Source organism: Massilia aurea (assembly GCF_014200505.1).
GTDB classification, from domain to species: Bacteria; Pseudomonadota; Gammaproteobacteria; order Burkholderiales; family Burkholderiaceae_D; genus Telluria; species Telluria aurea_B.
The window spans coordinates 1-12631 of the sequence record NZ_JACHBX010000004.1; the positions used below are offsets into that span (position 1 = coordinate 1).

Annotated in this window: 10 protein-coding genes and 2 rRNA genes; 8 read left to right on the forward strand and 4 right to left on the reverse strand. The window is 62.5% G+C overall.

Going from position 1 to position 12631, the window contains the following annotated elements:
* From HD842_RS17060 to HD842_RS17070, 3 genes are all read left to right on the forward strand, one after another.
* A 23S ribosomal RNA gene (locus HD842_RS17060) occupies nt 1–73 on the forward strand; the annotation flags it as partial.
* A 155-nt stretch (nt 74–228) separates the two neighbouring features.
* A 5S ribosomal RNA gene (gene rrf, locus HD842_RS17065) occupies nt 229–341 on the forward strand.
* A gap of 174 nt (nt 342–515) precedes the next feature.
* Nucleotides 516–800, forward strand: coding sequence for a hypothetical protein (locus tag HD842_RS17070; protein ID WP_183555962.1), 285 nt, complete (start codon nt 516–518; stop codon nt 798–800).
* 1 nt (nt 801) lies between these two features.
* Here the strand turns inward: HD842_RS17070 and HD842_RS17075 are convergent, their stop codons facing one another.
* Nucleotides 802–2244 (reverse strand): DHA2 family efflux MFS transporter permease subunit, encoded by a 1443-nt coding sequence (locus HD842_RS17075; RefSeq protein WP_183555963.1) that lies wholly within the window; start codon nt 2242–2244, stop codon nt 802–804.
* A 120-nt stretch (nt 2245–2364) separates the two neighbouring features.
* Nucleotides 2365–2928, reverse strand: coding sequence for an acyloxyacyl hydrolase (locus HD842_RS17080; protein WP_183555964.1), 564 nt, complete (start codon nt 2926–2928; stop codon nt 2365–2367).
* A gap of 140 nt (nt 2929–3068) precedes the next feature.
* On the opposite strand from HD842_RS17080, the gene HD842_RS17085 reads away from it, so the two are divergent.
* Complete coding sequence (locus tag HD842_RS17085) at nt 3069–3770, forward strand: suppressor of fused domain protein (RefSeq protein ID WP_229424813.1); 702 nt, start codon at nt 3069–3071, stop codon at nt 3768–3770.
* Nucleotides 3771–3815: 45 nt separating this feature from the next.
* On the opposite strand, the gene HD842_RS17090 is transcribed toward HD842_RS17085, so the two are convergent.
* Nucleotides 3816–5009, reverse strand: coding sequence for a M20 aminoacylase family protein (locus HD842_RS17090; protein WP_183555965.1), 1194 nt, complete (start codon nt 5007–5009; stop codon nt 3816–3818).
* Nucleotides 5010–5253: 244 nt separating this feature from the next.
* Here HD842_RS17090 and HD842_RS17095 point away from each other — a divergent pair, with 244 nt between their 5' ends.
* The 4 genes from HD842_RS17095 (at nt 5254) to HD842_RS17110 (ending at nt 12092) form a co-directional block, all read left to right on the forward strand.
* Nucleotides 5254–7356 carry a molybdopterin-containing oxidoreductase family protein gene (locus tag HD842_RS17095; RefSeq protein WP_183555966.1) on the forward strand — a complete coding sequence of 701 codons (2103 nt, stop codon included), beginning with the start codon at nt 5254–5256 and terminating at the stop codon, nt 7354–7356.
* Between the two features lie 25 nt (nt 7357–7381).
* Nucleotides 7382–8458, forward strand: coding sequence for an aminopeptidase (locus HD842_RS17100; protein WP_183556510.1), 1077 nt, complete (start codon nt 7382–7384; stop codon nt 8456–8458).
* Between the two features lie 173 nt (nt 8459–8631).
* Nucleotides 8632–10320 carry a long-chain-fatty-acid--CoA ligase gene (locus HD842_RS17105; protein ID WP_183555967.1) on the forward strand — a complete coding sequence of 563 codons (1689 nt, stop codon included), beginning with the start codon at nt 8632–8634 and terminating at the stop codon, nt 10318–10320.
* A gap of 89 nt (nt 10321–10409) precedes the next feature.
* Nucleotides 10410–12092 (forward strand): long-chain-fatty-acid--CoA ligase, encoded by a 1683-nt coding sequence (locus HD842_RS17110; protein ID WP_183555968.1) that lies wholly within the window; start codon nt 10410–10412, stop codon nt 12090–12092.
* 54 nt (nt 12093–12146) lie between these two features.
* Here HD842_RS17110 and HD842_RS17115 read toward each other — a convergent pair whose 3' ends face one another.
* Nucleotides 12147–12590, reverse strand: coding sequence for an acyl-CoA thioesterase (locus tag HD842_RS17115; RefSeq protein WP_183555969.1), 444 nt, complete (start codon nt 12588–12590; stop codon nt 12147–12149).
* Nucleotides 12591–12631: the final 41 nt, after the last annotated feature.

The window sequence follows — 12631 nt, forward strand, 5'->3', positions numbered from 1 at the left end:
TTGATAGGCTGGGTGTGGAAGTGCAGTAATGCATTAAGCTAACCAGTACTAATTGCCCGTACGGCTTGTCCCTATAACCTTGGTAGTCCAGGGTTGCAAGAGTTCAGCTGTTGTTGATACAAATACGACCCCAAATAAAAACTACTTCTTCCAGATTCAGAGTGTCACCTGACGTAGGGTGGACGGCTGTGCCGTCCACGCGTTCAAGCGACATTCGTACAAGTTATGCCTGATGACCATAGCAAGTCGGTCCCACCCCTTCCCATCCCGAACAGGACCGTGAAACGACTTTGCGCCGATGATAGTGCTGCAACCAGTGTGAAAGTAGGTTATCGTCAGGCTAGTTATATAGAAAAGCCCCACTCAGTGATCTGAGTGGGGCTTTTCGCTATGGGCGATCGATAGGTCGCTGCTCTCCAGGCAAAGCGGAACTTGACGACTCTGTTGCCCAACATCAGCATCGACCAGCCGGCTCTACGCCAACATTCTCCATCGACCACCACTGGAGAATCACCATGTCAGATCCCATCGAACAGGCCGCGTTGAACGCCAGACTCATGACGCCCATCGCCGCCATTGTAGACAAACAACGCGCCACGCTCGCACCAATGCTGCACGGCGGCACGGGACAGGCCGCGCAAGCTGCCCTGCGCGACGATGAATGCGTGCGTAAGATAGCCACGTTCTGCTATCCATTGCTGCCGGGCCTGGTACGCCTGGCCGTCAAGGAGCCGACCTTCGTAAGTTTCATCCTGAACAACCGCGAAAAAGTCCTCGCGCCCCTCACAAGGCCGGCGTAACCTACTGCCCCGTCACCGTCACCGGTTCCACCGCCTTGGCCACGCCGCGGCTCTGGCTGATACTGTTGCCATCATCTCGGCGCAGGCGCCAGAACACCAGGGAAGAGAACAGCGTCAGTATTGCCAGCGCCATGAACCCGTGGTGTATCGCCTGCGTCACCTGACCCCCATTGGTCTGGGACACATCACCAAGGAACCAGGCGGTCACGATCGATCCTGCCGCCAGGCCAAAGCTCATCGACAATTGCTGAAGCGAGCTCGAGATCGTGCTTGCCATGCTCGAGTCCGCCGGTTCGATGTCGGCGTACGCCAGCGTGTTCATGCTCGAAAACTGCAGCGAGTTGAAGAACCCCAGCATCAGGCTGATGCACACGATCATGATCAATGGCGAGCCGGCATCGACCAGCGTGAACATGGCGATGGTGACGCCAATCATGATCGTATTGGCCAGCAGCACCTGGCGATAACCGAAGCGTGCCAGCAGGCGCGGCGCGAACAGCTTCATTCCCATTGCCGCCAGCGCCGATGGCATCATCATGAGCCCCGACTGCCACGCCGGCATTCCCAGGCCCAGCTGGTACAGCAACGGCAGCAGGAACGGCAGGCCGCCAACGCCAAGACGGGTCACGAAGCCGCCCAGCACGGCAATGCGGAACGTACGCACCTTGAGCAGTGTCAGGCGCAGCAATGGAAACTTTGTGCGGCACGCATGCCAGGCATAGGCGCCGAGCAAACCGAGTGCCAGCAAGAACAGCAGACCGGCCGTGATGCCGTCAAGCGTGTGCTCGCCAAACACTTCCAGCACCCACGACAACAAGGCAGTGCCGCTGCTAAACAGCAGCAGGCCGGCCACATCAAGCGGGCGCCGCTGCTCCGCACGGTAATCAGGCATATGCCGCCACACAAAGTACAGCGCGATCAGCCCCACTGGGACATTGACGAAGAAGATCACACGCCAGGTGGTCCAGTGCACGATCAGCCCGCCGATTGTCGGACCCAGCAATGGACCGATCAGCGCCGGGATGATGACGAAGTTCATCGCTCCCAGCAACTCGTTCTTGGGGAACGTACGCACGATCGACAGACGCCCGATCGGAATCATCATCGCGCCGCCCAATCCCTGCAGCAGGCGCGCGCCCGTCATCATCCGCGCATCGACCGACAGCCCGCACAACACGGACGCAAAGGTGAAAATCGAAATTGCGGTAAAAAACACGCGCCGCGTACCGAAGCGATCGGCCATCCAGCCACTGAGTGGAATACCGACAGCCAGGCCCAGGATATAGCTGGTGACGACCGACTTGAGGCTCAGCGGTGTGACGCCAAGACTGGCGGCGATGCTGGGAATGGCGGTGTTGACGATGGTCGCGTCCAGCTGTTCCATGAACAGCGCGATGGCGACGAGCCAGGGAAGGTAGCGTTTGAGGGTGGGCGAAGGAGTCAATCGGGCCTCGACAACAGCGCGCGGACTGCGCCGCGAAAGGCCCGATTGTGTCACGAAATGCTATTTACCCGCGCCGTGTACCCGCAGCGGGGGCGGGTGTCACGCGGGTAACAAAACCCATCAGAAGCGGTAGGCTGCCTTGGCGACAATCCAGTTAGCGCCGGCGTTCGGGCTCTTGATGCTGCCGTTCGAGTAGTGCTGGTACTTCAGGCCAAAGTCCCACTTGGCGGTGGTGTAGCCCACGCCGAGATGGTCACCAAACTGGAACGCGGTCGACAGTTCCTTGTCTTCATTCTTGTACAGCGTCGACAGCAGGTTCAAGCCGATACCGATTTCGCCATACAGGCCCAGCTTGTTATCGTTCTGGTAGCGGAACACTGGGGTAAAGCCCAGCACGCCGATGTTCTTGTTGCGACCAGGAACGTTCTCGTACGAATTCAGGCGCCACAGGGCCAGGTTCGTTTCAAAGTAACCCGACAGATGGCGGCCATTGCCGGCGAACCATTGCTTGTCCCAGTCCGACTGGATCGCGACACGGCCCATGCGCTGCTGCGGGTTGGTACCGTATTCGAACGACACGGAATCGATATAGCCGTTGCCCACGGTGGACTGGGCGAACGCGGCAGGCGCGCACAGCGCGGCGCTGGCCAGCGCCAGCATGCTGATTTTTTTGAGAGTGAACATGGTCTACCTGGAAAGGGTGGGGGATGACATTTTGGAATAATGCGGTATTGTACTAGCGAGAACAATAGCGTGCTGGCAGCCACGCAAGCGGGCGGCGCAGGTATCATAGGCGCCCGCCGCAACAATATCGATCAATCACCATGGCCGAACCAACCATCACTCCGCTGTATCCGTTGACCGCCCCGATGCAGCGCCAACCCGAATCCGTCGTGCTGCCGCACGATCCGGTCGGCGAGCACATTGCCACGCACCTGGGCGCCCCCGCGATGTTCTTCCACGAGACCGATGGCGGCGCCGTCCAGGTCGACATCCACGTGATCGGACCAACCGCCGACTTCCCTTACGTGCGCCTGGTGACCTCGGGGATGAGCAAGCGTCCGATGACGACGCCGGAAGGCGCGCCGCCGTTCGCCGAGCTGATCATGACCCTGCCGGCCAACTGGCAGCTCGACGAAGCGGCGATCAAGGAAGAACGCTGGTACTGGCCGGTGGCCCTGATGCGTCACCTGGCGCACTATCCGCACAACCAGGGTACCTGGATTGGCCTGGGCCATGCGCTGCCCAACGGCGCACCGCCCAAGCCCTACGTCGAGGGCGTGGGCTTTTGCGGCGCCATCCTGCTGCCGCCAGTGTCGGCGCCAGAACCGTTCCACTCGGTGACGGTTGAAGGCAAGGACATTTACTTCCACTGCGTCGTGCCGCTGTTCAAGGAAGAACTGGATCTGGCGCGGCACCAGGGTTTTGCCGCCCTGATCGACAAGTTCAACGACAAGGACGTGACCGATGTCGTCGATCCGGCGCGCAAGAATACGGTCAAGAAAAAATTCCTCGGCCTGTTCTAGGCACCGTCAGGCAGGACCGGGCACGATGCCCGGCCCGCCACCTTGTCAGGCAACCGGCAGACTCGTCTCCGCCAGGCGTACCCAATAGCTCGCGCCAATTGGCAGCAGGTTGTCGTTGAAGTCATAACTGGCATTGTGCAGCTGGCATGGTCCAAGACCGTGGCCACCCGTGCGATGGTCGCCGTCGCCATTGCCCAGGAAGACATAGCAGCCCGGCTTGGCCTGCAGCATGAAGGCGAAATCTTCGGCGCCCATGGTTGGTTCGACATTCACATTGACTGCGTCCGGGCCCACCACCGCGCGCATTGCCTCGATCGCAAACGCGGTCTGCTCGGTGTGGTTCACCAGCGGCGGATACTTGCGCTTGAAGCCAAAGTCGACCGTCGCGCCAAAGCCGGCAGCAATCCCGTCGGCCATTTCCTGCATGCGGCGTTCGATCAGGTCGAGCACGTCGGTCGTGAACGTGCGCACCGTGCCAACCAGTTGCGCTTCATCCGGAATGATGTTGGTGGCGCTGCCTGCGTGGATCTGGGTAATCGACAACACTGCCGTGAGCAGCGGGTTCTTTTCACGCGAGATGATCGTTTGCCACGCCTGCGCGATCTGCACCGCCACCATGATCGGATCGATGCCGCGGTGCGGCTGCGCCGCGTGGGCGCCCTTGCCGCGTACGGTCACGCGAAACTCGTTACTCGACGCCATCATCGGCCCGTCGACCACGGCAAACGTGCCTTCGGCGATGCCTGGCCAGTTGTGCATGCCGTACACAGCGTCCATCGGGAAGCGCTCGAACAGGCCATCCTCGATCATGCGCTGCCCGCCGCCGCCGCCTTCTTCGGCCGGCTGGAAAATCAGGTACACGGTGCCATCGAAATTGCGGTGCTGCGCCAGATAGTGCGCGGCGCCGAGCAGCATCGCCGTGTGGCCGTCGTGGCCACAGGCGTGCATCTTGCCCGCATTGGTCGACGCATGGGCGAAGCCATTGATTTCCTGCATGGGCAGCGCGTCCATGTCGGCGCGCAGGCCGATCGCGCGCTCGGACGTACCGTTCTTGATGATGCCGACGACGCCCGTCACGCCCAGGCCGCGCACGACGGGAATGCCCCACGCTTCGAGCCGGTCGGCCACGATCTGCGCGGTACGGTGTTCTTCGTAGCCCAATTCGGGATGCGCGTGCAGGTCGCGCCGGATTGCCTGGATTTCGGCGAGTGACGCCAGGATAGGTTCAACCAGTTTCATGATGTTCTCCGCGATGGGGACCTCGGTGACGCTGCCGCGCGCTGCAGCGCGTCAGGCGCTGCGCGTAGGGGTTTGCTGGAGGCCCCTCGGTTGTCTTGCCACCCTTGCATGGCATGGTTTTAACTATTGTAGCGTGCCTTAAACAGACTTGTCAGGGGAGGTCACGAACCCCGTCCGAATCGTATAAAGTATTGGTTTAGCGCAGTTTTTTCAGTGCAGCCTGCATTCAAGCCCAAATAACAATATGACCACCACCACCGTCCGTGCGACCTGTCCCCACGATTGCCCCGATACCTGCGCGCTGCTCGTCAAAGTCGAGAACGGCGTTGCCACTGAGGTCAAGGGCGACCCGGACCATCCCACCACGGCTGGCGTACTGTGCACCAAAGTGTCGCGCTACATCGAGCGCACCTACCACCCGGATCGCGTGCTGTATCCGATGCGGCGCGTTGGCCGCAAGGGCGAAGGCAAGTTCGAGCACATCACGTGGGACGCCGCCCTGGACGAGATCGCCACGCGCCTGACCGGCATCGCCGCGCGCGACCCCGAGGCGATCCTGCCATACAGCTATTGCGGCACGATGGGCCTGGTGCAGGGCGAATCGATGTCGCTGCGCTTTTTCAATCAACTGGGCGCGTCGCTGCTCGACCGCACCATCTGCGCCACGGCCGGCGCGACCGGCTACCGGTATTCCATCGGCAGTTCGATCGGCACCGACCTCGAACAGTTCCAGAACGCCAAATTGATCCTGATCTGGGGCGGGAATCCGATCGCATCGAACCTGCATTTCTGGATGCGCGCGCAAGAAGCCAAGCGCAATGGCGCTACCTTGATTGCCATCGATCCGTATCGCTCGCTCACTGCAGAAAAATGCCATCAACACATTGCGCTGCTGCCCGGCACGGATGCCGCGCTGGCCCTGGGCATGATGCATGTACTGATCAAGGAAGACCTGCTCGATCACGCCTACATCGACAAGCACACACTGGGTTTCGAGCCACTCAAGGCGCGCGCCCTCGAATGGCCACCGGAACGCACGGCCGAAATCTGCGGCATCACCGTCGATGAAGTGGTGAACCTGGCGCGCCTGTATGGCCAGACCGCGAAGAACGGCGAAGCGGCCGCGATCCGCGTCAACTACGGCATCCAGCGCGTGCGCGGCGGCGGCATGGCCGTGCGCAATATCGCCTGCCTGCCGGCCCTGGTGGGCGCCTGGCGCCTGCCCGCAGGCGGCATCCAGCTATCGAGCTCGGCCTCGTTCCCGACCAACCGCCCGGCGCTGCAGCGCCCGGATCTGCTGGCCGGCCGCACGCCGCGCACGATCAACATGACCACGATCGGCGACGACCTGCTGCGCGAGAGCGCGCCCGATTTCGGCCCGAAGATCGAGGCCGTGATTGTCTACAACGCCAACCCGCTGGCCATTGCGCCCGATTCGCGCAAGGTGCAGCAGGGCTTCGAGCGCGAAGACCTGTTCACCGTGGTGCTCGAGCACTTCCATACCGACAGCGCCGACTACGCCGATATCCTGCTGCCGGCCACCACCCAGCTCGAACACGTCGATGCGCACCTGGCCTACGGCCACCTGTACATGATGGCCAATAACGCCGCCGTCGAACCGGTGGGTGAATCCAAGCCGAATACCGAATTCTTCCGCCTGCTGGCAGCGCGCATGGGCTTTACCGATCCGTGCTTCCGCGAGAGCGACGACGCCATCGCCGCCCAGGCCTTCAACAGCAAGGATACGCGGGCGGTGCACTTCGATTGGGAGTCGCTCAAGCGCACCGGCTGGAGCAAGCTCAACATGCCGGACGCGCCGTTTGCCGACGGCGGCTTCACGACGCCATCGGGCAAGTGCGAGTTCTTTTCCGAGAGCATGCTGGCCGACGGCCTCGATCCGGTGCCCACGTACATCCCGCCGTACGAGTCGGTCGCATCGAACCCCGAGCTGGCAAAAACCTATCCGCTGGCCATGATTTCTCCGCCGGCACGGAACTTCCTCAACTCAACGTTTGTCAATGTACAGAGCCTGCGCGCAACTGAGGGCGAACCGCACCTCGACATCCACCCGCTTGACGCCGCCGCACGCGGCATCGCGCACGGTGACATGGCGCGCATTTATAACGACCGCGGTTCGTTCCTCGCCCGTGCACGCGTGACCGACAAGGCGCGCGCTGGATTAGTGGTGGGCTTGTCGATCTGGTGGAAGAAACTGGCCACTGATGGCAAGAACGCCAATGAAGTTACCAGCCAGCGTTTGACCGACATGGGCCGGGCGCCCACTTTCTACGACACCCTGGTGCAGGTTGAAAAAGCTGCGCCCCCCACACGAGATGACGCCCTCTAGATTCTCACTGGCCTTCCGGCCGCTCATGGCCGCGGCAGCTGCGGCCCTGATGTTGACAAGCTGCTCATCGCTCTCGTACTACACCCAGGCCGCGCAAGGCCAGCTGCAACTGCTGTCTGATGCGCGCCCGATCGACGACTGGATCGCCGACACCGGCACCAGCGTCAAATTGCGGCACCGGCTCGAGGCGGCGCGCCAGATCCGCCGCTTTGCCATCCAGGAAATGCAGCTGCCCGATAACGGCAGCTACACCAATTACACGAGCCTCAAACGCCCCTACGTGCTGTGGAACGTGGTGGCCACGCCCGAACTGTCGCTCAAACCCATCCAGTGGTGCTTCCCGGTGGCCGGGTGCGTCAACTACCGCGGCTACTACAGCAAGACCGACGCCCAGGCCTATGCCCGGCAACTGCGCGCAGAAGGCCACGACGTGGAAGTGGGTGGCGTCAGCGCCTATTCGACGCTCGGCTGGTTCAGCGACCCGCTGGTATCGACCTTCATCAATTACCCGGACGCCGAACTGGCGCGCCTGATCTTCCATGAACTCGCGCACCAGGTCGTCTACGTCGCGGGCGACTCGCAATTCAATGAATCGTTCGCCAGTGCCGTGGAGCAGGCCGGTGTGGAAGCCTGGCTCGAACGCTTCGGCAACCCGGCCATGAGCGCAGCCTACGACCGCTACAAGGCGCGCAAGCGCGACTTCCTGGCGCTGCTGCTGCGTTATCGCGGCGAGCTCGAGCGCACCTACAAGAGCATGGAACCGGACGCCACCAAGCGCGCCACCAAGGGCCGCCTGTTCATCGCGCTGCAGAACGACTACCAGGTGCTCAAGGCAAACTGGGGCGGTTACGCCGGCTATGACCGCTTCTTTGCCGAGCCGCTGTCCAATGCCCATCTTGCCTCAGTGGCGACCTACAATGATCTGGTGCCGGCGTTTCGCGCCCTGCTGCGCCGCGAGAAAACGTGGACGGGTTTCTACAAGGCCGTCAACCGGCTCGCCGCCCTCGACAAGAAAGAGCGTACCCGCGTGTTGACGGGGCTGGCTGCGACGGGTTCAGCGGGCCTGCAGGTGGTGCAGCGCACCATGAGCGCTCTGCCGTAGAGGGCCGGTTCCAATCGGCGTAAAAGCGCTTGCGCACAAGGGCGCTGCCCGATAGCATCACAACCAGCGATAGCAAAGGCATAAGCTTCGTGCGCACGCGAGCCGGCAACATAGCACGGCCGTCGACAAGAACGATCATGATCTTGCAAAAGATCCCGAGACAGAGGCAACCCATGGACAAGATTTGGCTGCAGTCGTATCCACCAGGCATGCCGGCAGAGATCAATCCGGATCAGTACTCTTCGCTGGTGCAATTGCTGGAAGAATCGTTCAGCAAATTCGCGGACCGCAATGCCTTTGTCTGCATGGACAAGTTCCTCACCTACCGCGAACTTGACGCGTATTCGCAAAAGCTCGCCGCCTGGCTGCAAAGCCGCGGCCTGACGCCCGGCGCGCGCGTGGCGCTCATGATGCCCAATGTGTTGCAGTACCCGATCGCGCTGGCCGCCGTGCTGCGCGCCGGCTACGTCGTCGTCAACGTCAATCCCCTCTACACCGCGCGCGAACTCGAACACCAGATCACCGACTCGGGCGCCGAAGCGATCATCGTGCTGGAAAACTTCGCCCACACCGTGCAGAAGGTGATGGGCAAGACGCCGCTGCGCCACGTGGTGGTGGCGAACATGGGCGAACTGCTTGGCGGCGCCAAGGGCATGGTGGTCAATTTCGTGGTCCGTCACGTCAAAAAAATGGTGCCTGAGTTCTCGCTGCCGAACATGGTGACCTTCAAGGACGCGCTGGCGCAGGGCGCCCGCATGACCTTCAAGCCGGCCACGCTCAAGGCCGGCGACGTCGCCTTCCTGCAGTACACGGGCGGCACCACCGGGCCGTCAAAGGGCGCCACGCTCACGCACCGCAACGTGATCGCCAACGTGCTGCAAAGCGAAGCGTGGTCGGCGCCGGCGCTGGGCGAGGCGGGCGGCGAGCCACTGACGATCGTGTGCGCACTGCCGCTGTATCACATCTTCGCGCTGACCGCGTGCGCCATGTGGGGCATGCGCATGGGCGCCCTGAACGTGCTGATCGTGAACCCGCGCGACATCCCCGGCTTCGTCAAAGAGCTGGCCAAGTACCGCTTCAACATGCTGCCGGCCGTGAACACGCTGTACAACGCGCTGGTGAACAACCCCGATTTCGCCCACCTCGATTTCTCCGGCCTGCGCATCTGCAATGGCGGCGGCATGGCGGTGCAAAAGGCCGTGGCCGACAAATGGCGCGACATCACCGGCGTGGCCATCATCGAAGGCTACGGCTTGTCCGAGACATCGCCGGTGGCCACCTGCAACCGCGCCGACGTGCTGGACTTTACCGGCACCATCGGCCTGCCGGTGCCATCGACCGACATCGCCATCATCGACGATGCCGGCAACCCGGTGGCGCGGGGCGAGAGCGGCGAGATCGCGATCCGCGGCCCGCAAGTCATGCAGGGGTACTGGAAACAGCCGGCCGAAACCGCCAAGGTCATGACGGCCGACGGCTTCTTCCGCTCGGGCGACATCGGCATCATGGACGAGGGCGGCTACGTCAGGATCGTCGATCGCAAGAAGGACATGATCCTGGTATCGGGCTTCAACGTCTATCCGAACGAGCTCGAAGGCGTGATCGCCGGCCACCCGGGCGTGCTCGAGTGCGCCGTGGTCGGTGTGCCGGACGCCCATTCGGGCGAGGCGGTCAAGGTATTCGTGGTAAAAAAAGACCCTGGCCTCACGACGGACGACTTGCTGGCCTACTGCAAGCAGGAATTCACCGGCTACAAGCGCCCCAAGTACATCGAGTTCCGCGATGAGCTTCCCAAGACCAACGTCGGCAAGATTCTCCGCCGCGCGCTGCGGGACGAAAAACAGGCGGACACGGTGGCATAAGTCACGGCGGATGATGGGCAACCAGCCGAAGCCGCCTGCGAGGCGGCTTCGGCGTTTTATTGGAACCAACAAGGAAGGCAGTGGAATACATGGACAAATTCTGGCTCACGTCGTACGAAACCGGTGTACCGGCAGAGATCGATGCGACGCAATATCGCTCGCTGGCGCATTTGCTCGAGGAGGCGTTTCGCAAGTACGCCGACCGCAAGGCCTATGCCTGCATGGGCAAGTCCATCACGTTTTCCGAACTCGATACGATGTCGCAGCGCATGGCCGCCTGGCTGCAGGCAAAGGGCCTGAAACCCGGCGCGCGCGTGGCGCTGATGATGCCCAACGTGCTGCAGTATCCGGTGGCGCTGGCCGCCGTGCTGCGCGCCGGTTACGTCGTCGTCAACGTGAATCCGCTCTACACTCCGCGCGAGCTGCAGCATCAGCTGACCGACTCGGGCGCCGAGGCGATCGTGGTGCTGGAAAACTTCGCCCACACGCTCGAGCAGGTGCTCGGCCAGACGCAGGTCAAGCACGTCATCCTGGCCACGATGGGCGACCTGCTGGGCGGCCTGAAAGGCACGCTGGTCAATCTGGTGGTGCGCAAGGTCAAGAAGATGGTGCCGGCCTACTCGCTGCCAGGCGCGATCGCTTTCAACAAGGTGCTGGCCGAGGGCGCGCGCGAAACCCTGGGGCAGGTTACGATCGGGCACGACGACATCGCCTTCCTGCAGTACACGGGCGGCACCACGGGCGTGTCGAAAGGGGCGGTGCTGCTGCACCGCCACGTGATCGCCAACGTGCTGCAGAACGAAGCCTGGTTCGCGCCGACCCTGGGGCGCCAGCTGGCGGGCCAGCAGGCGCAGTTTGCCTGCGCACTGCCGCTGTACCACATCTATGCGCTGACGGTCTGCGCGCTGCTTGGCCTGCGCGTGGGCGGCATGAACCTGTTGATCCCGAACCCGCGCGACATCAAGGGCTTCATCAAGGAGCTGGGTGGCTACCGCATCAACATCTTCCCGGCCGTAAACACCCTGTACAACGGCCTGCTGAACGACGACGATTTCGCCAAGCTCGATTTCTCGGGCCTGATGGTGTGCCCGGGCGGCGGCATGGCCGTGCAAAAAGCCGTGGCCGACAAGTGGCTCAAGACGACGGGCATCCCGATCGTCGAAGGCTACGGCTTGTCCGAAACCTCGCCCGTGGTGACCGCCAACCGCTGCGACATCAGCGAGTTCACCGGCACCATCGGGCTGCCGCTGCCATCGACCGAACTGCGCATCCTGGACGATGCCGGCAACGCCGTCCCGTTCGGCACCGCCGGCGAGATCGCCGTGCGTGGTCCGCAGGTCATGGCCGGCTACTGGCAGCGTGACGACGAAACCGCCAAGGTCATGACGCCCGACGGCTTCTTCAAGACCGGCGACATCGGCATCATGGACGACAAGGGCTACACGCGCATCGTCGATCGCAAGAAGGACATGATCCTGGTCTCCGGCTTCAATGTGTATCCCAACGAAGTCGAAGGCGTGGTCGCGGCGATGCCGGGCGTGCTCGAAGTGGCGTGCGTGGGCGTGCCCGACCAGCATTCGGGCGAGGCGGTCAAGCTGTACGTGGTCAAGAAGGACGCAAGCCTCACCGCCGACCAGGTCAAGGCATTTTGCAAGGAGCAGCTGACCGGCTACAAGCGGCCGAAGTTTGTCGAGTTCCGCGAGACACTGCCGAAGACGAACGTCGGCAAGATCCTGCGCCGCGAACTGCGCGACGAAAAAAAGCCGGGCTGATGCCGGCATGAGGTTCTGGAGGCCGCCATCATGGCGGCCTTTTTCACGACCGGATTACCGGTTCGCGATCAGCGATTCGAGCGGTGGCAACTGGCGCGGCTTGCGATCCGGACCGGTGGCCACATAGGTCAGCGTCGCCTCGGTCACCTTGACCACTTCGGCCGCCAGCCGGTTGCGCTCGGCGTACACCTCGACGAACACGGTGATCGACGTATTGCCCACCTTGGTGATATCGGCATAGAACGACAGCAGGTCGCCGACGAACACCGGATTCTTGAACAAAAACGAGTTCACGGCGATGGTCGCCACGCGGCCATTGGCGCGGCGCGTGGCCGGCAGCGAACCGGCCAGGTCGACCTGGGCCATGATCCAGCCGCCGAACACATCGCCATACACATTGGCGTCGGACGGGGCGGGCATGACCCGCAGTTCGGGCATCTTGCCGGCGGGGAGGCGAATGGTACTGGGCGTGGTAACGGTATTTTCGGGCGTGGTCATCGTGAATTCTCGGTAAAAGCTACAATCGACCCGAATTGAAC